The following is a 21,241-nucleotide window of genomic DNA, read 5'->3' as shown; positions in this document are numbered from 1 at the left end:
AGATGCCAAAGAAAGAAAAGCAGGATTTAATTAAGCAGAGATTCTACTATTCTACGGATCAAATTATTGAAAAGCCTTTTAACTGGAAACAGATGGGGAGGTTAATGGGGTACATTAAGCCGTATTCGAAAAACCTCTTGCCTCTATCTTTTCTTACCGTAATTATGACGACCATTGTCCGTTTAATTGTGCCAATTTTAATCGGGGTATACACGCTTGATAAAGCAATCGTTCAGAAAGACCTGGATTTGCTGTGGGTGCTTGTAGGGTCCATTTTTGGACTTTACCTCGTTTCATATGTGGCCAATACGCTCAGGATCAGATGGATGAACATGCTAGGGCAAAATGTCATCTATGATTTGCGCAAGCATTTGTTTACACATGTTCAATCTCTGTCCCACCGTTTTTTTGATTCCCGGTCAGCGGGATCGATTCTCGTCCGGATCATGAATGACATTAACTCTCTGCAGGAGCTTTTTACAAGCGGGGTTATCAATCTATTAATGGATTTCCTTTTGCTTATCGGGGTTATTGTCATCCTGTTTACGATCAGTCCGCCGCTTGCCCTTGCTATTATGATTATCCTGCCGATTATGTTTTTTATCTCAACAAGCCTGCGCAAGAAAATCCGGAGATCATGGCAGACCGTCCGCCTGAAGCAGTCTATGCTGAATTCTCATTTGAATGAAAGCATACAGGGCATTCGGGTTACTCAAGCTTACACGCAGGAAAAGGAGAATATTCAGTTCTTTGACGGCATCAATACGGAAAACTTCAGCAGCTGGCAGGATGCGACCCAAAAGAATGCTGTCTTCCGTCCATTTGTTGAAATGACAAATGCAATAGGCACTGCCATTCTTATTTGGTTTGGTGCTTCATTAATTGCAAATGGCTCGATTACCATTGGAGAGTTTGTTTCCTTTGCTTTTTACCTCGGAATGTTCTGGGAGCCGATTTCAAGACTTGGTCAAGTGTATAATCAGCTGCTGATGGGGATGGCCTCATCTGAACGGATTTTCGAATTTTTAGATGAAAAGCCTATCGTTTCAGAGACCGATGACCCGGTCGTTCTCCAAGATATGAAGGGGGATATCGAGTTTGATAAAGTGGAATTTTCATATGATGGGAACCGCAAGGCATTAAACGGAGTTTCCCTTCAAATTGAATCCGGGCAGACTGTCGCACTTGTAGGACACACCGGTTCCGGAAAAACCACCATTGCAAACTTAATCAGCCGCTTTTACGACGCAACAGGAGGAGAGGTAAAGATCGACGGCTATAACATCCGGGATTTATCAATCGGAAGCCTGCGGTCGCAAATCAGCGTCGTTCTGCAGGATACCTTTATCTTCTCTGGAACAATCATGGAAAACATCCGTTTCGGCAGACCGGATGCAGCAGACGAGGAAGTCATCGCTGCTGCTGAAGCAGTCGGGGCAGATGAATTTATTAAAGATCTTGTAAATGGCTATGAGACAGAGGTCGAAGAACGCGGAAACGTGCTGTCTGTTGGGGAAAGACAGCTTCTTTCGTTTGCAAGAGCCATACTTGCCGATCCGAAAATATTAATTTTGGATGAAGCAACCGCAAGTATTGATACAGAATCAGAAGTGAAAATCCAGCAGGCCCTAAAAACGCTTTTAAAAGGCAGAACCGCCATTATGATTGCCCATCGCTTATCGACGATTCGCGAGGCGGACAATATTATTGTACTCGATCATGGGAATATTATGGAGCAGGGAAATCACGAAGAGCTTATGAAGCAGCAGGGAATCTATTTTGAGCTTGTAAAAGCTCAATTCAGAATGCTTGATGCAGGGTAAACGCAGGGATTGTCCAATAAGTCTCTAAAATGAAGCAGAGAGGAAAAACAAATGTTATTTCCTCTCTGCTTTTTTCTGTATGTTCTTTTCGTAAACTTTGTTGTTTTTAGACTGCATGTTAAAAATCTTAAGTGGATTGCAGCGGAAGGAACTTGACTCCTGCGGGAAATAGAGCGAAATGGGAGACCACGCAGGCTTGCCGATGAAGCTTCTACGCTCCCCGCGGAAAGCAAGTTCCTGGAACGGAAAGGAACGGACAACATTTAAAATCGAAAACAACATTTTTTTGCGAAAACAGACTTTCTGGACAGCTCTTTTTATTGTTTCAATATAAAATAGTTTCTAAGAATGATAGAAATGATGAAACCTATTGTTATGACAATCGTATTACTTACAGAACATATAAAAAGTGGAGGTAATTGGATATGGAACAGCAAACAAATCCTGCAGTTGAAGGAAACTCACCAGAGCCGCCTAAACCGTCTTTATTCGGCATGATCATGAACCCGGGAGAGCAATTTGACCGCATTCGTCAAAAACCTAAAGTGCTTGTTGGTTTTCTCCTTGTTACATTGATGGTTTTAATAGGTACTTTCTTATCATTTGTAAATGCTCCTGAACTTACAGGTGATCTAACATCAGAAGAAGCCGCTATGGTTGGAACAATCATGGGCGCAGTCAGCATCGTAGTCGGTGGAATTGGCAGTATTATCGTTCTTATTATTATGGCTGCCATCACACTTGCGTTTACGAAAATGGTTGGGTCTGCCGTTAAATTTAAACAAATTCTTTCCATGACGATTTACATTGCATTTGTCACATCAATCGGAACGCTTTTAAACGGACTTATTGCCTTTTTAGTAAAAGAAGAAAATTATATCAATCCTTACACAAGCTTGAACAGCATTGTCGGTGCTGAAGGCGGCCTGGGCGGACTGCTCATGACGTTTGAAGTTTTCACGATTTGGGGAACGGTTCTAACGGCAATCGGACTTCAGCGCGTTGCAGGCTTATCAAAAGCAGCAGCCTGGACAATTGCGATCATTTTCTTCGTCATCGGTGCAGTGCTGGCAGCTGCAGGAGGCGTGCTTGAAGGGATGTTCCCTGCAGCATGAAGAAAAAAATCTGGATTTCAATCGGTGTCGTTTCAATCATCGCTTTGCTAGTGGGTGTAAACGTCTATCGTGCGATGAGCAAAGAGGAAGTAACCGTCCGTACAGTGAAGCTTTCTCAGCAGGAAATTGCTTCAAATGTGATGGTCCTGGGTACACTGAAATTCCAAAATGAACAGTATATTTATCAAGATCCGGAAAAAGGGGACATTGCTGAAATTCTAGTAAAAGAGGGAGATGCCGTGAAAGAGGGAACTCCCCTCCTCCGCTATGAAAATCAGCAGTTTTCTCTAGAAAAAGAACAAAATGCTCTTTCCATCGAATCTAGTTATCTTAAAATCAATCAGCTTGAAAATCAGCTGGACGATCTCAACGAAAAAGAAAAAGATTTAAGCAAACAAGTTGGAGAAGAGGAAGCTGAAAAAACAATTGATGCAGAGCGTGATCAGCTGAAAATGGAGCAAAAGATGGCTGATATCGAACTTCGCCAGCTTTTGCTGCAAAAAGAAACGATAGAAAAACAGCTTAGTGCTCTCGAAGTGAAAAGCGACATGGCAGGCATTGTCATGACCATTGATGAAAATCCTGAACAAGCAGCAGAACAGGGCGGCATAAAAGCAGTTATACATATTGCAAAAACTGATCAATTTATTGTCAGCGGAGTGCTGTCTGAATATGATTCTTTAAAAGTGGCAGTTGGACAGCCTGTTACCTTAAGTTCGGATGTTGTCCCTGACGTAAAGTGGAAAGGGAAAGTCAGCAAAATCGGACTGCTTCCTGAAGCTTCGCAAAATTCAATTGGTACGGAAAATGCGGCTGTACAATATCCGGTAGAGGTATCCATTGAGGGCAGCGAAATGAAGGCAAAACCCGGCTTTAAACTGATCATGGAAATTGAAACGGAAAAGCGCAGCGTGGAGACGGTGCCTGTTGATGCTGTAAAACAGGATGGCGAAGACTATTTTGTCTATACCGTTATGGATGGCAAAACGAAGAAAAAGACGATTGAAATTGGAACAGCTTCATCTGATTATATGGAAGTTAAAAGTGGATTAACAGCAGATGATGCGATTGTTTCAAAGCCGAAAGACGATCTTCAGAGCGGGACGGAAGTGACGGTTAAATGATCCAGCTTTCCGGCATTACGAAAAGCTACAAAGTCGGAAAAGAATCATTCGACGTTTTAAAAGACATCCATTTAACCATCGAAGAAGGCGAATTCATTTCCATAATGGGCCCATCAGGTTCAGGGAAATCGACGCTAATGAATATTATCGGCTGCTTGGACCGTCCGACAAACGGACATTATTTTCTCGATGGCGAAGACGTTGCCGCCTATCAGGACACTGATCTCGCTAAAGTGAGGAACCTCTCCATCGGTTTTGTCTTTCAGCAGTTTCAGCTGCTGCCGAGACTGACGGCGTTAAGAAATGTAGAGCTTCCAATGGTCTATGCAGGGGTAAAGAAAAAAGAGCGGGAAGAACGGGCGATGCTGGCACTTGAGAAAGTCGGGCTTGCAGACCGGATGAACCATCTCCCGAATGAACTTTCAGGCGGGCAAAAACAGCGTGTAGCTATAGCCCGTTCCATCGTCAACAAGCCCCGTCTTATCCTTGCAGATGAGCCTACAGGTGCTCTGGATACAAAGACTAGCGTCTCCATTATGGAACAATTTGCAGCTCTTAATCTTGAGGGGACAACAGTGATCATTGTCACACATGAACAGGAAGTAGCGGACTGCACGAAGCGCATCATCATGGTAAGAGACGGGGAAATTCAGGCTCATGGGGCAGAAAGGAGAAACGCATGAGCATAATGGAAAACCTGCGGATGGCGTTCGCTTCTGTTCTTGCTCATAAGCTGAGGTCAATTTTAACAATGCTTGGGATTATTATTGGTGTTGCATCTGTCATACTTGTTGTGGCTATCGGACAGGGCGGAGAGCAAATGCTGAAATCGCAATTTACCGGTTCAAGCAACACGATTGAAGTGTTTTACCAGCCAAGTGATGAAGAAATGCAATCCAATCCCAATGCTTATATGGAAACAGCCTTTACGCAGTCGGATATAGATGATTTATCCGGTATCCCAGAAGTCTCTAAAGTAGTGGCTTCAAGCTCGGAATTCATGCCTGCCAGGTACAGGGAAGAGACAGCGGATACTTCCATTTTTGGTATTAATCAAGCTTACATTGAAGTGAACGAACTGAAAATTGAGTCTGGAAGAAATCTTGTTGAAGGCGACTTTATCGGCGGCCGCCGTGCTGGCGTTATCAGTCAGGAGACGAAAAAGGAGTTATTTAAAGAGACAAACCCTATTGGTGAAGTAATCTGGGTTAATGGACAGCCGTTTGAGATTGTCGGTGTGCTTGAAAAGCCGACTGGTCTTTTTTCTTTTGGATCCATGGAAATTTACCTGCCTTCCAATACCTATCGTGCTTCCTTCGGCAAATCTGATTTTAATCAGGTAACTCTTCAGGCAGAAAGTGCAGAAGAACTTCAGGAAGCGGGAAAAAAAGCAACCGCGCTCTTGAATCAGAAACATGATAAAGAGGATGCTTATCAAGTTTTCAATATGGAAGAAATCGCTGAAGGGATCGGACAGGTAACAAGAATTATGACATTAATCATCGGGTCCATTGCAGGGATATCGCTCTTTGTCGGCGGCATCGGGGTCATGAATATCATGCTTGTTTCCGTCACTGAAAGAACACGGGAAATCGGCATCAGAAAGGCGCTTGGTGCGACGAAAAGACAAATACTCACTCAATTTTTAATTGAGTCTATTACTCTGACATTGATTGGAGGAATCATCGGGATCCTGCTTGGGGCCGGAGGGGCGTCGCTTGTCTCCGTTTTTGCAGGCTGGCCATCGCTTGTTTCGTGGCAGGTTGTACTCGGCGGACTCGGATTCTCCATGATCATCGGCGTCATCTTTGGGATGCTGCCTGCAAACAAAGCAGCACGGCTTGATCCGATTGATGCTCTTCGGTATGAATAAGGATAAGGTAAGCTCATCTATTTAGATGAGCTTATTTAGACTGCTCACATTAATATTCAAATTCCACTGTGAAGTCTCTTCGCATGAAACAGGACTGCTTAGGCTGTAATCGGATGTAATTAGATATAGGATCATAGAAGCTGTCAGAACAGCCGATTCCTCATTTCTCATAAAAAAACTCTTGCCCCATGCTGGTGATGATGGTAAAAAGGGTATAGGTATTTTATGTGCAGATGAGATTGGAATGATTACAATGAAACTTGGAAAAATTGCCGCATTTCTTTTTAAAACGGTCATGCTTGCCGTTCTTTTGCTGATGGTCTATTCTTCGGTCAGCATCTGGCATTTCGGCAATAAGCAGGAAACCGTGAAGACCGATGCAGCCATAGTGCTCGGAGCTGCTGCATGGGGAGAGAATCCTTCACCCGTCTTTAAAGAACGGATCAACCATGCAATCAAGCTATATAAAAAGGACGACGTTGATAAGATTATCTTTACAGGAGGCAAAGCGATCAAAACGGATTTGCCTGAAGCGGTTGTCGGTAAAAACTACGCGGTCAAGCACGGTGTGAAAGAATCAGATATTTTACTTGAGACAAGCTCAAGACTGACAGAAGATAATCTGAAGAACGCATATGAAGCAGGGAAAAAAGCAGGATTGAATTCATACACGATCGTAAGCGATCCTTATCATATGAAGAGGTCTTTCCTTCTTGCAAAACAGCTTGGGATGAATGCTTATTCTTCACCTACTGCGACTTCAGCGTATCAAACGTTGGAAACGAAATTGCCTGTATATACAAAAGAAGTGCTTTTTTATGCTGGATATCTGGTAACGGCACTATTTGAATAATTAGAGAAAAAAGAGGATCGTCGTTTAGATGAATCCTCTTTTTTTAATGCATTAACATGGAATGTCTTATAGAAGCACAAACTACTCAAAGTGTTAAGTTCAAAGAGAAGAGTGTGGTTGCTTTGTTTACTAGAGTGTGTGAATGGCTTTGGGGCTATCCTATGATCATTGTTTTGCTTGGCGGAGGCCTTTTTTTAACCATTCGTTTAAGGTTTATTCAATTCCGGATCTTTCGTGAGATGCTTAAAGAAACCATCGGATCTGTTTTCACCAAAAACAAAACGGTCGGGCAAATTACACCTTTTGCAGCATTTTCTTCTGCACTCGGCGGTACAATCGGTGCAAATAATATTATCGGAATTCCTCTGGCCATTTATTTTGGAGGTCCGGGAGTGCTTTTTTGGATGTGGATTGTGGCATTGATCGGGATGGCAACGATGATCACTGAAATCATGCTCGGACAAATGTATAAAGAGAAAAACCAATCAGGTGAATGGGTGGGCGGACCGGCTTATTATATGAGAAATGGGCTGAAGTGGAAGAAGCTTGCTTTTTGCTATGCCCTGATTTTATTTCTTCAATTATTTGTAAGTATTATGGTGCAGTCAAATGCAGTTTCCGTTTCCTTGGGGCATTCAGCAGGGATGCCGAAATTAATAACCGGGGTGGCATTAATGATTGTAACGGCTCTCGTAGTCTTCGGCGGAATGAAACGTATCAGCCGGGTCATGAGTGTTTTCGTTCCTTTAATGGCCGGACTTTACATAGCAGCAACTTTTTGGGTCATTTTAAGTCATACAGCTGAGCTGCGGGCTATATTTAAAGAAATTTTTGTCCATGCGTTTACTCCGTCTGCGGCACTGGGACTTTTCCCTGGTGCTGCCATTGCAGGTACTCTTAGATGGGGTTTATCAAGAGGACTTTATTCAAGTGAAGCTGGACTTGGTACATCAGCTATCGCTCACTCTGCCACAGATGTAAAAAAACCGCTCACACAAGCCTATTGGGGAATGCTTGCGGTCATCGTGGATACTCTTGTCATTTGTACCCTTACTGGACTGACCGTGCTCTGTTCCGGGGTTTGGAAAGAGCACAGTGAGCAGGAGGTATCATCGCTGGTCGCTTATGCCTTTGCAACTCTTATTCCTGAAAGGGCAGCGGCGCACATGCTTTCTTTTTTCCTTACCTTATTTGTTCTTTCGACAATTATGATCATGATCTATTACGGGGAAAAACAAATGGAGTTCCTTAGACCAAAAACAAAAATGCCTGCAGTTCGCCTCTTTTATTTATCCGCGATTCTTGCCGGGGCTGTATGCAGCGTAAAGCTTGTCTGGACACTGCTTGATTTCTTCCTTATTTTGATTGTCATACCGAATATTCTAGCTGTCATAAAACTGAGTCCGGCTGTCAAAAAAGCCCTGCTCGAACATTCACGTAATAAATCCAACCATTTGAATGAATAATTTTATACTGAAACCAAGTAAGATAACACCTGCAGCGAAGGTAATGGCTTTTAGCATTCTATCTTTAATATAATCCCGGATAAAATGAACCGTCAGTGCGATATTTAAATTCCATAGAGTAACACCCGCTATGATCAGCAAACTGTAGATCAGCAAATAGAGAAATGTATGATGCGGGCCGAGGCTTGTCAGCGCAGAGCCATAAACCCCGAGCCAGAAAATAAAAATAAACGGGTTGCCGAGAGCAATGAAAAAGCCAGTCCAATAGGATCCCGCACCGATCTTTTTTTCATCATCTGACTTTAACATTTTTTCTGCAGACAGCGAGCGGAGAATACTGTTAATGCCGAGCTTCGCTAAAAGATAGCTTCCGACAGCGCTTAAGATTGCAGAAAACACCGTGCTTTCAAGAAATGTCACAAGCCCTAGAAAGATGCCGAACATTAAGATCATATCGACTGTGATGGCTCCGATTCCTACTAGCATCGCAGGCCAAAAACCTCCCATGATGCCTCTCTTGATCATCTCCAATTTAATCGGACCTATTGGTGCAGCCAGACTTATACCAAGCACAATCGGTTTCACGATAAAGAATAAGCTTTCCATCCAGATTCATCTGCCTTTCGATTCCTTGTCCATTAAGTGTATTCGGACAGGGGGTATTTCTTGATCATAATTTCTTCTAAGCTGCAATAAATTGAAAAAACGGATAGGTGTGTACTGTTTTCTTTTTTGCTTGTGGAAAAAGGGTTTTGAATCGTCTGCGGTTAACTATTTAAGGAGAAAAATTTCCGGCAAACGAGGGATCTGATATGTCAAAAAAACGGAAGTCACACTCATTACTGGAATGGGGCAAGGCGGTTTTGCTTGCAGTGGGACTGGCTTTGATCATCCGTCTATTTCTATTTGAACCATATTTAGTTGAAGGATCATCGATGGATCCAACTCTCCATGACGGTGATCGCCTGTTTGTGAACAAATCTATGATCGGTGAAGTGAAGCGGGGAGATATCGTCATCATAGAAGGTGATGAAAAGGGTGTTCATTATGTGAAAAGAGTCATTGGGCTTCCTGGCGATACAGTGGAGGTTAAAGGTCATAAGCTGAAAATAAATGGAAAGCAGCTTGAGGAGCCGTATTTGCTTTCAAATGAAAAGAAGGCGGAAAAACATGGGATGTTTCTGATGGATGATTTTGAACTTCTCATTGTTCCGAAACATGACGTTTTTGTCATGGGAGATAACCGGACAGACAGCATGGATTCGAGGAATGGTCTTGGATTCATTTCAAAGGACCGCATAGCCGGAAAGGCAGAATTTGTATTCTTTCCATTTGAAAAAATAAGAAAAACAAAATAATGCTAAAGATGTAACGGAATGGAAAACACGCTCGTCTAATCGATTATATAAAAGGGGAGTGTGTTGAAAATGAAAAAGATGGGAACGATCATCGTTATCCTATTTCTCGCATTATTTAGTGCAGCGTGCAGCAGTTCAGAAAGCGGATCAGATAAAAGTGCGGAAAGCTCAGGAGGGGAATCTGCAAAAGAGATGGCAGACTCTGATATGACCATGAATTCAGAAGGCGGGCAGGCTGACAAAGCAGAAATATCTTCACCTGAAAACAAAGCTGTCCCTTCTGCACCTGAGAACCGAAAAGTCATTTATACGGCTGATCTGTCTATTAGAGTGAAAAACTTTAATGAAGCTGTTTCTTCTTTTCAAAGTACCATTGCCTCATTAGGGGGATATGTCATTGAATCAAACACCTATACAAACGACGATGATATGCCGAAAGAAGGATCCCTGACAGTCAAGGTGCCGCAGGATAAATTTCAGAGCTTCTTAAAAACGGTTGAAAAGGGAAGCGTAAAAGTGAATCAGCAGACAGTCACAGGCCAGGATGTAACAGAGGAATACGTAGACTTAGAATCAAGGCTTAAAGCGAAAAATGCCGTAGAGGAACGTCTTCTAAGCTTTATGAAAGATGCTCAAAAAACAGAGGATCTGCTGAAAATATCCTCCGATTTAAGTGCCGTTCAAGAGGAAATGGAACAGATTACTGGCAGAATCAATTACTTAAAAAACCAAACTTCTTTCGCAACGATTACGATGCAGATCTCAGAGGATAAGGTTACTGTGCCGGGACTTGAAAATAAAGATTTGAATACATGGGATAAAACGAAAAAACAGTTCATGGAAAGCTTGAACTCCCTGCTTGCAGCCGGTTCTGCTCTAATTGTCTTTACAGCTGGAAATCTTCCTGTTCTGCTCGTTTTATTTTTAATCTGTTTTGCGCTGTGGCTTGGAATTAAAAAATACATGAATAAAGGCAATTCAGCGCCTCCAACTGATATGGGAGAATAATCTCCGGTTTTCTTTTTTCCATGATTGGGAAAAAGAAGAAAAAGGCGGGATGCAAATATGAAGGATACTATGAATATAAAAGCTTGCTCTAAGTCGAAAAAAAATTGTGTATCAACAGTAAATACTTCTAGCTACCACCAAATGGAACCGATTTCTTTTAAATGTGATGCAAGCGCAGCAATGAATCATCTAAGAAATGCTCTTCACTCAATGGAGCATGCGGAAATTGCTGAGCAAAGCAATAATCGCCTGCATGCTGTGTTTAGATCGAAAGTCTTGAAATTTAAGGATGATGTGGAGTTTTTCCTCGAAGCGAGAGAAAAGAAGATTCATTTCAGGTCAGCATCACGGATCGGCTATTACGATTTTGGCGTCAATCGAAAACGTATGGAGGAAATAAGAGATCGATTCGGCAGAGAAACGCGCAGAATCGAAAAAACAGACATCCGATGAGGATGTCTGTTTTTAAGAGATAAGAAAGGATAAAATTTTGCGCTTCGGTGGCGAGCGGAATCGCTCAGGCTCCTCGGCCAGAACGGCTCCGAAAGTATTGGCAAAAAGCGACTTTTCTGTTGGCTGTCATGCCTGCGCTTTTCTTATGTGTATATCAGCGTCAAGACGAGCATCGTGACAAAAACCGCTCCGATAATGCCAAGAATGGACTTTCCAAAAGATACCTTCGCATCTATTTTTCCATATTTAGTTAAGATTTTTTTGCTGAAATAGTGGACGATGAGATAGATGACGACAAGGCCGATAAAAAAAGTGACATTGCTCGTCTGAAACCCTGTAAAAGCAAGGAACAGTCCGGTAAATAGAATATAGAGAGAGTATTCTAGAAGTGTAAGTAATTTCAATGGGATAACCTCCGGGATGTAATACACATAATCCTACCATAAAAATGCACCGTTCAAAACGTTTGGAATGTGAACATTAGATGGACTTTACATAAATGCCCCGTTTATTTTCACGGCAAACCTTCATTTATTATTTTTTTTCGCCAGTTCGTGTTATAATTTTGTAGATTATGTATAGATGGAGGACTAACTTTAATGATTACAGTAAGCAATGTTGGATTACGATATGGTGACCGCAAACTTTTTGAAGATGTTAACATAAAATTCACCCCTGGCAACTGCTATGGTTTAATTGGAGCAAACGGTGCAGGGAAATCTACTTTTATTAAGATTCTCTCAGGCGAGATTGAAGCACAGACAGGAAACGTCAGCTTAGGACCTGGCGAACGTCTCGCAGTTCTTAAACAAAATCACTTTGAATATGAAGACTATGAAGTGATGAAAGTTGTTATTATGGGCCATGCCCGCCTTTATGAAGTGATGCAGGAGAAAGATGCCATCTACATGAAAGCTGATTTTTCAGATGAAGACGGCATGCGTGCAGCTGAGCTTGAAGGCGAATTTGCCGAACTTAACGGGTGGGAAGCTGAGAGTGAAGCTGCCATTCTATTAAAAGGGCTTGGCATCACCGATGAGCTTCATGACAAGAAAATGGCAGACTTAACAGGCGGAGACAAAGTGAAAGTATTGCTTGCTCAAGCCTTGTTCGGCAAGCCGGACGTTCTTCTTCTCGATGAGCCTACGAACCACTTGGACATCAAAGCGATTCAGTGGCTTGAAGAATTCCTGATCAACTTTGAAAATACCGTTATTGTTGTATCCCATGACCGTCACTTCCTTAACAAAGTTTGTACGCATATTGCGGACCTCGATTACGGGAAAATTCAGGTTTATGTCGGAAACTATGATTTCTGGTATGAATCAAGCCAGCTTGCAAGCCGCATGGCATCTGATGCAAACAAGAAAAAAGAAGAGAAAATCAAAGAACTTCAAGCGTTTATTGCGCGTTTCAGTGCAAATGCTTCGAAATCGAAGCAGGCTACATCAAGAAAGAAATTGCTTGATAAAATTTCCCTTGATGATATCAGACCATCTTCACGCCGCTATCCTTGGGTCGGCTTTACACCTGAGCGTGAAATAGGCAACGATGTTCTCCGCGTTGACGGCATCTCAAAAACAATCGACGGGGTAAAAGTTCTTGATAATGTTAGCTTCATTATGAACAAAGAAGATAAAATTGCCCTTGTCGGCCGTGATGAAATCGCGATTACGACTCTCTTTAAAATTCTAATGGGCGAAATGGAAGCAGACAGCGGAACATTCAAATGGGGAGTAACCACTTCTCAAGCTTATTTCCCTAAAGACAACAGCGAATTCTTCGAAGGCGTTGAATCAAACCTTGTTGACTGGCTTCGCCAATACTCGCCGAACGATCAAAGCGAAAGCTTCCTGCGCGGGTTCCTCGGAAGAATGCTCTTCTCGGGTGAAGAAGTTCTTAAAAAAGCAAGTGTCTTATCCGGTGGAGAAAAAGTCCGCTGCATGCTGTCTAAAATGATGCTCTCAAGCTCAAACATTCTGCTGTTAGATGAGCCTACGAACCATTTAGACTTAGAATCAATTACAGCCTTAAATAACGGATTAATCGCATTCAAGGGTGCAATGATCTTCACATCACATGACCATCAGTTTGTTCAAACGATTGCAAACCGCATCATTGAGGTTACACCAAATGGCGTGATTGACAAACAAATGTCGTATGATGAGTACCTTGAAAATGAGGATGTTCAAAAGCAGATTCAAACTATGTATGCATAAAAACGGAATCGCGCATTTCGTCATTCATACAAAAAACCGCCAATCGGCGGTTTTTTATTTTTCCTCGATCCAGCTGTCGACAAGATCTTTGTTCTTCTTTATCCACTTTTCTGCGCCTTTTTCATAGGCATCAGGTTCTTGTGTCAGGGATTCTTCCTGAACATATTTAATCAGAGAATTTAATTGTTTATCATTCATTTTCCAATCTGACATCCATTTCACAATCTCAGGATGTTCTTCCGTAAATCCGATTCTTGACATTGAATGAATTTTATCAGGAGCACCGTACACATTTTTAGGGTCTTCCAGGTATTTAATGCCGTAATCAGCGAAAACCCAGTGAGGGCTCCACAGTGTAACAACAATTGGTTCTTTCTTTTTGTATGCTTTTTTAAATTCTGTCAGCATGGCAGCCTCGGAAGATTCAACAAGCTCATAGTCAAGGCCATACTCCTGCTTCGCTTTTGTTGTCAGCTGCATCAAGCTTGAGCCTGGATCGATCCCGATGATTTCACCATTGTATTCAGCTTTTTTAGAGTTCAAGTCTTCGATGCTGTTAACATCCTTCATATACTGGGGCACTGCAAGTCCAAGTCGTGTCCCTTCAAACCATGGCTCTCCGATTTCAACGTCTTTTTTAAACTTATCATAGAGCGGTTTGTCGGTAAGCGGGAGCCAAACTTGTCCGGTCACATCAATATCTCCCCTGGAAAGACCTGTCCAAAGTGCGATTTTTTCAAGCTCAATGATTTCAACGTCATATCCTTTTTCCTCAAGAATCAGCTTCCACAAATAAGCAGTGGAAATGTTATCAATCCAGTTTACCATGCCGATCTTAATTTTTTTATCCGTATTTCCAGGAGTGCATGAAGATAAAACAAAACAAAATAAGATTGCCATTGTTATTGCGTAAAAGCTTTTTTTCACCAGTAAAACCTCCAGCCGTTTTATGTAACAAGTATGTTATTCCCTATAAAAATGTATTGGAAACATTTAATTTGTTTCAATTTCTGTTAGAGGGGGTAAAGATAACAGTTCCGTTTTTGAAGCCGTCCATCATATATTCTTCCTATTAGAGCGGGAAAATTACATATTTTATTTTTATGATGTGAAAACTGAAACAATAGAAGTCGTGAGTGAGAGGTGTTTTGTACTTGAGAAAAGTGAAGCTTAAAGTGAATGAGATTACAAAAGTATTCGGAAAAAACCCGCAAAAGGGTGTAGATTTGCTGAAAAAAGGCAAATCAAAAGCAGAGATTTTAAAGGAAACAGGGATGACTGTAGGAGTTAACCAGGCAACCTTTGAAGTTTATGCAGGTGAAATTTTTGTCATCATGGGACTGTCAGGAAGCGGGAAGTCTACACTTGTAAGACTGTTAAATAAGCTGATTAATCCTACATCAGGCCATATTTACATTGATAATGAAGATATTATGAAGCTAAAAGGCGAATCCTTAAGGGAAATGCGCCGAAAAAAAATGAGCATGGTTTTCCAGCGCTTTGCCCTGTTTCCTCATCGTACTGTCGTCGAGAATGTGGAATATGGACTAGAAGTACAGGGAATGGACAAGAAAGAAAGACACGAGCTTGCCAAAGAATCATTGGAGCTTGTAGGGTTAACAGGATATATGGACAGCTATCCAAGCGAGCTAAGCGGAGGGATGCAGCAGCGTGTGGGACTTGCGCGGGCTTTGGCCAATGCACCTGATGTTCTCTTAATGGATGAGGCATTCAGTGCCCTCGATCCTCTTATTCGCAAGGACATGCAGGATGAATTGCTTGAGCTTCAGGAAAAAATGGAGAAAACGATTATCTTTATAACTCATGACCTTGATGAGGCTCTTAGGATTGGAGACCGCATCGCCCTAATGAAAGACGGATCGATTGTTCAAATTGGAACTCCGGAAGAAATCATGACCAATCCTGCTGACGAATATGTGGAACGATTTGTTGAAGACGTCAATTTATCTAAAGTCATTACGGCAGGCTCGATTATGAGCCGTGCGGAAACGATCCTGCTTGACAGAGGCCCGCGTGTTGCGCTCAAGCTTATGAGAGATGCGGGATATTCAAGTGTCTATACGGTCGATAAAAAACAAACACTGATGGGACTTATATCAGCTGATGACGCCGTTAAAGCGATTCAGGAAGATGTCCCGACAGAAACATATGTTGTAAAAGATATTCCGTTTGTGACGATGGATACCGTACTCGATGATCTATATGAAAAAATGGCATCGAGCAAGTATCCATTGCCGGTAGTAGATGAAAACATGAGAATTAAGGGAATTATTAAACGCGAGAAAGTGATTCAGGCTCTTGCGGGAAAAGAAAAAAAAGAGGTGACGATCCATGAATAACATTCCTAAAATTCCAGTCGGCAGATGGGTTGATGGATTTGTCACCTATTTAAATGAAACGTTTGAAGGTTTTTTCGGCTGGCTTTCAGACGGGATTGAAGGCTTTACCGATCTAATTGTATACGGATTAATGGCTATACCTGCTTTATTGCTGATTTTGATTGTAACAGGCATAGCATGGTATGTGAGCCGAAGCTGGTCATTGCCGGTTTTAGCTTTTGTCGGACTGCTGTTTATTGTTAACCTTGGCTATTGGGAACAGACGATTGATACCCTGTCACTTGTCTTAACCTCCGTTATTATTTCGATTATCATTGGAGTGCCGATTGGGATTATTGCTTCGCAGAATGAAACATTTTCAAAAATTATGACGCCAATCCTGGATCTAATGCAGACAATGCCTGCATTTGTTTACTTAATTCCCGCGATTCTTTTCTTTGGCATTGGAGTCGTTCCAGGGATTATAGCTTCTGTTATCTTCGCTATGCCGCCGACTATCAGACTGACAAACCTTGGGATTCGCCAGGTTCCTGAAGATCTGGTTGAAGCAGCCAATGCATTTGGATCGACTACCATGCAGAAACTTATAAAGGTTGAACTTCCGCTTGCCACTAAAACCATTATGGCGGGAATCAATCAAAGCATCATGCTTGCGCTCTCAATGGTCGTTATTGCATCACTTGTAGGCGCTCCTGGGCTTGGAGTGGATGTTTACAGAGCTGTTACAAGGATTGAGGTCGGACGCGGATTTGAAGCGGGTATCGCCATTGTCATCCTTGCCATTATTTTAGACCGCATTACTCAACATCTTGGGACAAAGAAAAAAGAAGGTTAACAAGAAATCCTGCTTATTCCGAGCAGGATTTTTTGTCTTTTCTTAAAAGCTTCTATAAACTTATATATGAAGGGAAGGGGATGGAAAAGTGAGAGTTTTAGTGGTTGGCGCAGGAGCGGTGGGCGGATATTTTGGTGCACGCCTTGCTGAAAAAGGGGAAGATGTCACGTTTTTAGTCAGGGAAAAAAGAGCACATTTGCTGAATGAACAAGGTCTGCAAGTAAAAAGCATTCACGGTGATTATCACTTTTCTCCGCAAGTCATGCTTGCCGGAGAGAAAAGGGAAGCATTCGACCTCATCCTGTTATCTGTGAAAGCTTATCATCTGGAAAAAGTAATCGGGGATTTGTCGCCATTTGCGGGAGATCAGACTCTCATCATGCCGCTTTTGAATGGGGTTGCTCATTTGGACATGCTGCAGGAGAGATTCTCTGAAGATCGTGTCATCGGAGGTTTATGTTTTATTGAATCGACAGTGGATCAAAATGGGGCAATCGTGCAGACCAGTCCGATCCATGAGCTCGTCTACGGGGCACTAAACAGTAAGCAGGCTGAAGCAGTTGAAAAACTGGAAGCATTATTTGCCGGCTCAAATGCTGAGATTCGAAAGAGTGACAGGATTCTCGCTGATATGTGGCATAAATATATGTTTATCTCCGGCTTGTCCGGTGTCACAACGCTGTTCCGCTCACCTATCGGGACCATCCGCGAAAATAAATTTGGATTGAGTGTTACACAGAAACTCTTTTACGAAATCGGATCGATTATGCGTGCGGAAGGTGCGCCAATTGCTGATGGAATTGAAGATATTCAGCTCGAAAAAATACATAACATGACACATGGAATGAAATCCTCCATGCAGAGGGATATGGAAAAACTGGCAGAAGTCGAAGCAGATCATCTGCAGGGGTATCTATTGAAGCTTGCTGAAAAACATAAAACAGAAGCGCAGGTTTTATCGATGGTGTATGCGAATTTGAAGATATACGAGAAGAATCGCTCAGAGAATCGGTCTGGTATATGATAACAGTGTCCCTTTGAGGAGAAAACTTTAATCTAACTGAATAGCATTAGGAAAACGCCCAATTTTCCAGTTGGGCGTTATTTTCATTTTGTCAGGAATTGATAAAGGTTCATTTTGTGGAATCAAAGAGGCCGAATGATTCCACAATTGGAGAAAACTCAGGGTTATGTGGAATCAAAGGGGACGTATGATCTTACAACTGAATGACCGAAATGGATGACTGAAGTGTACTGGATACTCCAAAAGTACAAAGCTTTATCCCAAAAAACAAAAAAACGGGTACAAATTGCTGTGCAATTTACTACCCGCTTTCTTCTCTATTTTGCAGTTTGTCTTAAAGCGGAACCTGCTTGCTAATATTGCAGGCCATTTTACGAAAGCTATTACTGCAATGCCTCCAGCTGATCCTTCAGCCAGGCATGATCTAAATTTTCGCCGATAAAAACAAGCGTCTTTTTCATTTTAACAGGCTCTTTTAAGTAGAGCGGCATGCCGTAAGAATACTGAAACAAGTACGTATCCCGGGAATGTGTAAAGGACAGGTAACCCTTAATGCGGTAGATCGTATCGGGCATGTTTCTCAGAAAATCTTCAAAAGCGTCAAAATCAATTTGTTCTGTAAAGGTATGAACATATGTTTTTAAATGAAGATCAAGCTGTACATGTGTTTTTTGATGCTCCTTCTGCTGCTTGCGGGCTAAATGCTGAAAATCGCTTAATCTTATATTGGCGTATTGAGTCAGCAGCACTTTGGAATCAGCGGCAATGTTCTGAATGTCAAAGACTAGGGATGCTTGTTCTGATTCTGAGAGATTGTCCACTTTATTCAAAAGAACAATGTCAGCATGATGAATTTGTTCCTGCAGGAGCTTTTGAAGCTGAATACTCAAAGCGCAGCGATCATGATAGCGGGCGCCATCAACAAGCGTTACGATCGACCCAATGGCTAACTTTTCAGCAAAAACAGGCGATAAGCAGGCGTCCAGCACTTCTATCGGATGTGCCGCACCTGTTGTTTCAATATAGATCGCATCAAGATCGTATTGTGAGAGCATTCCCTGGAGTTGTGCTTCTAACTGCCCTTGCATTGTGCAGCATACACATCCATTCAATAGCTCTTTTAAAGGAATATCATCCGAGACAGCGTCAGAATCGATGGATACTTTCCCGAGTTCATTCATAATGACGGCAATTTTCCGGTTCTTATCTTGTTCTTGTTTTAAAATGTTTTTTAATAGCGTTGTTTTACCCGCTCCTAAAAATCCGGATAAGATGTAGACTTCAACAGATTTCATCGTTTTACTCTCCCGTTCAGGTTGATATGTCTCATCGTACATGAATTCTGCTTTTTCCGTCAATCTTCTTCATGAAATAAGAAAATTCAATGAACATGTAAATCTTTCTATTGTTTATTCCTTTAGTTCACTATAGAATGAAAAATGTTGACACTTTTCCTAGCAATCTAGTAGGAATTGGTAGTATGTGTTAATGAAAGGCTGTTTTTTCCAAGACTGAGATTAGAAAACAATGTCTTCCTAAAGAGCCTAGTGAAAACGCCTGGGGGTAACGATACGTTGAAAAAAATTGCATGGGTAACAGATAGTGTATCTTGCATTTCAGAAGATACTGCTGAAAAATACGGGATATATGTTGTGCCGCTCTCGATCATATTTGATGGCAATAGTTATAAAGACGGCATTGAACTGACAAATGAAGAGTTTTATAAAAAATTAAAAGCATCAAAGGTTTCGCCAACAACAAGTCAGCCGGCTGTCGGTGAATTCGTTGAATTATATGAAAAAATGAAACAGGAATACGAAATGGGAATTGCCATTCATGTGACTTCAAAAGTAAGCGGTACCCTGAATGCTTCCATGCTCGCTGCAGAAATTGCCGGGTTTAATATGGTTCATATTGATTCTAGAATTGGCGCAAAAGCTCTGGAGTACATGATGCTTGAGGGTGCCCGCATGGACCGGGAAGGGTATACAGGCAAGGAAATAGCCGAACATTTGCAGAAGCTCCCTGAGCGGGTAAGAGGACTTAACTTGATTGGCAGCCTCGAGCAGCTTCACAAAGGAGGACGTGTTTCCGGCGTGGGCATGGTGATCGGCAATCTGCTGCAAATACGCCCGATTATTGAATTTCAGAATGGTGAATTGGTTCAGCTTGAAAAAGTAAGAACGACCAAAAAAGCTGAAAACCGCATTTTCGAACTATTTAAAGCATCCTATACAGAAAAGGGTGTTTATGGAGTAGCTGTCATTCACAGCAATCTCTCTGAAAAAGCGGGTGAGTGGAAGGAAAGACTTTCGCAAATCGACCCGTCATTGGAAATAGAAGTTGGAGATTTAAGTCCAGTGATTTCCGCCCATGTTGGTGAAGGAACAATAGGACTGATGTGGTTTGAAAAGATGCCATCTGAGAAATAAACAGAAACCGCCTGGAGTATATCTCCAGGCGGTTTTTTAGATTATAGCCTAAATGGCCCAAGTACCTTTTCTGAACAGCGGCTCGCTCGTGCCGTCTTCGAGGATTCCGTCAATGTCCATTTCAGCGGAGCCAATCATAAAATCAACATGCGTGATGCTCGAATTGACGCCGTTTTTCTCCAATTCTTCGCGCGACATTTTCTTTCCGCCTTCAATACAAAAAGCATAGGCATTGCCGATTGCCAAGTGATTGGATGCATTTTCATCAAAAAGCGTATTATAGAATAAAACATTAGACATCGAAATAGGTGAATCGTGCGGAACAAGAGCCACTTCCCCTAGGTAATGGGAGCCTTCATCTGTTGCCACAAGCTCTTTTAATATTTCTTCCCCTTCTTCTGCCTTTACATCTGTGATCCGGCCGTTCTCAAATGTTATGGAGAACTTGTCAATGAGGTTACCGCCGTAGCTTAGAGGCTTTGTGCTTGCTGCAACTCCATTTACGCCTTCTTTTTCAGGAACTGTGAACACTTCTTCTGTCGGCATATTGGCCATGAAGTCATTGCCCTGTTCATTAACGCTGCCTGCGCCAATCCAAAGATGTTTTTCAGGAAGTTCAATTGTTAAATCTGTTCCTTCTGCACGGTAATGAAGCTTTTTGTACTTTTTGCCGTTCAAATATTCTACCTTGCTGTTCAGGGATTGATCATGTTCTTTCCATGCAGCTACAGGATCTTCGAGATCTGTGCGCGTTGCTTTGAAGATTGCATCCCACAGCTGTTCAACTGCATGTTCGCCAGCTTCCGGGAATACTTTTGCAGCCCATTTCTCAGATGGAACCGCAATTACAGACCAGCTTACTTTGTCTGCCTGAACATAATTTCTGTATGTAGATAATGCAGTGCCTGCAGCTTTGGAATTAGCAGCAATTCTCTTTGAGTCGATGCCTTTTAATAAATCCGGAGAAGAAGAAACGATCGACATGAAGGCTGCGCCATTTTCGGCAAGCGCTTCAAGACCCTTTGCCCGCCACTCAGGAAATTCTTCAAAAGCTTCCTGCGGTGCAAGCTCAAACCTAGTGCGGGTTACTTCATCGTCATTCCAGTCTACCTGCACATGTTTTGCACCTGTTTCATAGGCTTTTCTTACAACTAAGCGAACAAATTCCGCTGCATCAAGTGAAGCGTTGATGACAAGAGTTTGTCCTTTCTGAACATTTACCCCAACCTTAACAGCAAGCTCCGCATATTTTTCGAGATTTTTTTGAAAAGAAGTCATTAGTTTATCTCCTTTAAACA

Annotated in this window: 20 protein-coding genes; 15 read left to right on the top strand and 5 right to left on the bottom strand. The window is 42.1% G+C overall.

The genetic code is table 11. The annotated features are described in order from the left end of the window. Positions 1-2 precede the first annotated feature (2 nt). The 7 genes from E2R53_RS08585 to E2R53_RS08555 all read left to right on the top strand — a co-directional run bounded on the left by E2R53_RS08585 (position 3) and on the right by E2R53_RS08555 (position 8,254). Complete coding sequence (locus E2R53_RS08585) at positions 3-1,823, top strand: ABC transporter ATP-binding protein (RefSeq protein ID WP_133311373.1); 1,821 nt, start codon at positions 3-5, stop codon at positions 1,821-1,823. Between the two features lie 425 nt (positions 1,824-2,248). Continuing rightward, the gene (locus tag E2R53_RS08580; RefSeq protein WP_133311372.1) at positions 2,249-2,938 is read left to right on the top strand and encodes a Yip1 family protein; all 690 of its coding nucleotides are present in this window, start codon (positions 2,249-2,251) and stop codon (positions 2,936-2,938) included. Beyond that, positions 2,935-4,062, top strand: coding sequence for an efflux RND transporter periplasmic adaptor subunit (locus tag E2R53_RS08575; RefSeq protein WP_133311371.1), 1,128 nt, complete (start codon positions 2,935-2,937; stop codon positions 4,060-4,062). The genes E2R53_RS08580 and E2R53_RS08575 overlap by 4 nt, the downstream gene beginning before the upstream one ends. Next, the gene (locus E2R53_RS08570) at positions 4,059-4,745 is read left to right on the top strand and encodes an ABC transporter ATP-binding protein (RefSeq protein ID WP_133311370.1); all 687 of its coding nucleotides are present in this window, start codon (positions 4,059-4,061) and stop codon (positions 4,743-4,745) included. Before E2R53_RS08575 ends, E2R53_RS08570 begins: the two co-directional genes overlap by 4 nt. Further along, a complete protein-coding gene (locus E2R53_RS08565; RefSeq protein WP_133311369.1) occupies positions 4,742-5,935 on the top strand; it encodes an ABC transporter permease in 1,194 nt (397 codons plus the stop codon). Before E2R53_RS08570 ends, E2R53_RS08565 begins: the two co-directional genes overlap by 4 nt. A gap of 244 nt (positions 5,936-6,179) precedes the next feature. After that, entirely contained in the window at positions 6,180-6,788 is a 609-nt protein-coding gene (locus tag E2R53_RS08560; protein WP_133311368.1) for a YdcF family protein, read from the top strand. A 161-nt stretch (positions 6,789-6,949) separates the two neighbouring features. Continuing rightward, the gene (locus tag E2R53_RS08555; protein WP_165970929.1) at positions 6,950-8,254 is read left to right on the top strand and encodes an alanine/glycine:cation symporter family protein; all 1,305 of its coding nucleotides are present in this window, start codon (positions 6,950-6,952) and stop codon (positions 8,252-8,254) included. Here E2R53_RS08555 and E2R53_RS08550 read toward each other — a convergent pair. Continuing rightward, a complete protein-coding gene (locus E2R53_RS08550; protein ID WP_133311366.1) occupies positions 8,222-8,860 on the bottom strand; it encodes a LysE family transporter in 639 nt (212 codons plus the stop codon). The two genes, E2R53_RS08555 and E2R53_RS08550, sit on opposite strands and share 33 nt — an antisense overlap. Before the next feature lie 206 nt (positions 8,861-9,066). On the opposite strand from E2R53_RS08550, the gene lepB reads away from it, so the two are divergent. From lepB to E2R53_RS08535, 3 genes are all read left to right on the top strand, one after another. After that, positions 9,067-9,612, top strand: a complete 546-nt coding sequence (lepB, locus tag E2R53_RS08545) for a signal peptidase I (RefSeq protein ID WP_133311365.1) — start codon at positions 9,067-9,069, stop codon at positions 9,610-9,612. 69 nt (positions 9,613-9,681) lie between these two features. Beyond that, complete coding sequence (locus E2R53_RS08540) at positions 9,682-10,620, top strand: DUF4349 domain-containing protein (RefSeq protein ID WP_286166117.1); 939 nt, start codon at positions 9,682-9,684, stop codon at positions 10,618-10,620. 57 nt (positions 10,621-10,677) lie between these two features. Then, positions 10,678-11,073: a DUF1499 domain-containing protein gene (locus tag E2R53_RS08535; RefSeq protein ID WP_133311364.1), complete on the top strand. Its 396-nt coding sequence runs from the start codon at positions 10,678-10,680 to the stop codon at positions 11,071-11,073. A 143-nt stretch (positions 11,074-11,216) separates the two neighbouring features. Here the strand turns inward: E2R53_RS08535 and E2R53_RS08530 are convergent, their stop codons facing one another. Beyond that, positions 11,217-11,477, bottom strand: a complete 261-nt coding sequence (locus tag E2R53_RS08530) for a hypothetical protein (protein WP_133311363.1) — start codon at positions 11,475-11,477, stop codon at positions 11,217-11,219. A 195-nt stretch (positions 11,478-11,672) separates the two neighbouring features. Between E2R53_RS08530 and E2R53_RS08525 the strand changes: the two genes are divergently transcribed. Then, positions 11,673-13,292: an ABC-F family ATP-binding cassette domain-containing protein gene (locus tag E2R53_RS08525; protein ID WP_133311362.1), complete on the top strand. Its 1,620-nt coding sequence runs from the start codon at positions 11,673-11,675 to the stop codon at positions 13,290-13,292. A 54-nt stretch (positions 13,293-13,346) separates the two neighbouring features. On the opposite strand, the gene E2R53_RS08520 is transcribed toward E2R53_RS08525, so the two are convergent. Beyond that, positions 13,347-14,219, bottom strand: a complete 873-nt coding sequence (locus E2R53_RS08520; RefSeq protein WP_133311361.1) for a glycine betaine ABC transporter substrate-binding protein — start codon at positions 14,217-14,219, stop codon at positions 13,347-13,349. A gap of 227 nt (positions 14,220-14,446) precedes the next feature. Between E2R53_RS08520 and E2R53_RS08515 the strand changes: the two genes are divergently transcribed. The 3 genes from E2R53_RS08515 (at position 14,447) to E2R53_RS08505 (ending at position 17,511) form a co-directional block, all read left to right on the top strand. After that, positions 14,447-15,652 carry a quaternary amine ABC transporter ATP-binding protein gene (locus E2R53_RS08515; RefSeq protein WP_133311360.1) on the top strand — a complete coding sequence of 402 codons (1,206 nt, stop codon included), beginning with the start codon at positions 14,447-14,449 and terminating at the stop codon, positions 15,650-15,652. Further along, entirely contained in the window at positions 15,645-16,487 is an 843-nt protein-coding gene (locus tag E2R53_RS08510; protein WP_133311359.1) for an ABC transporter permease, read from the top strand. Before E2R53_RS08515 ends, E2R53_RS08510 begins: the two co-directional genes overlap by 8 nt. An 88-nt stretch (positions 16,488-16,575) precedes the next feature. Further along, positions 16,576-17,511: a ketopantoate reductase family protein gene (locus E2R53_RS08505; RefSeq protein WP_133311358.1), complete on the top strand. Its 936-nt coding sequence runs from the start codon at positions 16,576-16,578 to the stop codon at positions 17,509-17,511. A 383-nt stretch (positions 17,512-17,894) separates the two neighbouring features. On the opposite strand, the gene E2R53_RS08500 is transcribed toward E2R53_RS08505, so the two are convergent. Continuing rightward, positions 17,895-18,806, bottom strand: coding sequence for a CobW family GTP-binding protein (locus tag E2R53_RS08500; RefSeq protein WP_133311357.1), 912 nt, complete (start codon positions 18,804-18,806; stop codon positions 17,895-17,897). Positions 18,807-19,085: 279 nt separating this feature from the next. Between E2R53_RS08500 and E2R53_RS08495 the strand changes: the two genes are divergently transcribed. Next, the gene (locus E2R53_RS08495; protein ID WP_165970928.1) at positions 19,086-19,943 is read left to right on the top strand and encodes a DegV family protein; all 858 of its coding nucleotides are present in this window, start codon (positions 19,086-19,088) and stop codon (positions 19,941-19,943) included. A gap of 48 nt (positions 19,944-19,991) precedes the next feature. Here the strand turns inward: E2R53_RS08495 and E2R53_RS08490 are convergent, their stop codons facing one another. Then, positions 19,992-21,221, bottom strand: coding sequence for an aminopeptidase (locus tag E2R53_RS08490; protein WP_133311355.1), 1,230 nt, complete (start codon positions 21,219-21,221; stop codon positions 19,992-19,994). Positions 21,222-21,241: the final 20 nt, after the last annotated feature.

Origin of the sequence: Peribacillus frigoritolerans, assembly GCF_004358755.1 — a bacterium.
Lineage (GTDB): Bacteria > Bacillota > Bacilli > Bacillales > Bacillaceae > Bacillus_P.
Note: the sequence above shows the minus strand (reverse complement) of the source record. Positions and strands in the feature narration are given on the sequence as shown.

Coding starts and splice junctions, on each gene's coding strand:
- E2R53_RS08565 (WP_133311369.1), top strand. CDS start 4,742: ATGAGCATAATGGAAAACCTGCGGATGGCGTTCGCTTCTGTTCTTGCT.
- E2R53_RS08575 (WP_133311371.1), top strand. CDS start 2,935: ATGAAGAAAAAAATCTGGATTTCAATCGGTGTCGTTTCAATCATCGCT.
- E2R53_RS08585 (WP_133311373.1), top strand. CDS start 3: ATGCCAAAGAAAGAAAAGCAGGATTTAATTAAGCAGAGATTCTACTAT.
- E2R53_RS08560 (WP_133311368.1), top strand. CDS start 6,180: ATGATTACAATGAAACTTGGAAAAATTGCCGCATTTCTTTTTAAAACG.
- E2R53_RS08500 (WP_133311357.1), bottom strand. CDS start 18,806: ATGAAATCTGTTGAAGTCTACATCTTATCCGGATTTTTAGGAGCGGGT.
- E2R53_RS08510 (WP_133311359.1), top strand. CDS start 15,645: ATGAATAACATTCCTAAAATTCCAGTCGGCAGATGGGTTGATGGATTT.
- lepB (WP_133311365.1), top strand. CDS start 9,067: ATGTCAAAAAAACGGAAGTCACACTCATTACTGGAATGGGGCAAGGCG.
- E2R53_RS08550 (WP_133311366.1), bottom strand. CDS start 8,860: ATGGAAAGCTTATTCTTTATCGTGAAACCGATTGTGCTTGGTATAAGT.
- E2R53_RS08580 (WP_133311372.1), top strand. CDS start 2,249: ATGGAACAGCAAACAAATCCTGCAGTTGAAGGAAACTCACCAGAGCCG.
- E2R53_RS08555 (WP_165970929.1), top strand. CDS start 6,950: ATGATCATTGTTTTGCTTGGCGGAGGCCTTTTTTTAACCATTCGTTTA.
- E2R53_RS08570 (WP_133311370.1), top strand. CDS start 4,059: ATGATCCAGCTTTCCGGCATTACGAAAAGCTACAAAGTCGGAAAAGAA.
- E2R53_RS08525 (WP_133311362.1), top strand. CDS start 11,673: ATGATTACAGTAAGCAATGTTGGATTACGATATGGTGACCGCAAACTT.
- E2R53_RS08535 (WP_133311364.1), top strand. CDS start 10,678: ATGAAGGATACTATGAATATAAAAGCTTGCTCTAAGTCGAAAAAAAAT.
- E2R53_RS08490 (WP_133311355.1), bottom strand. CDS start 21,221: ATGACTTCTTTTCAAAAAAATCTCGAAAAATATGCGGAGCTTGCTGTT.
- E2R53_RS08540 (WP_286166117.1), top strand. CDS start 9,682: ATGAAAAAGATGGGAACGATCATCGTTATCCTATTTCTCGCATTATTT.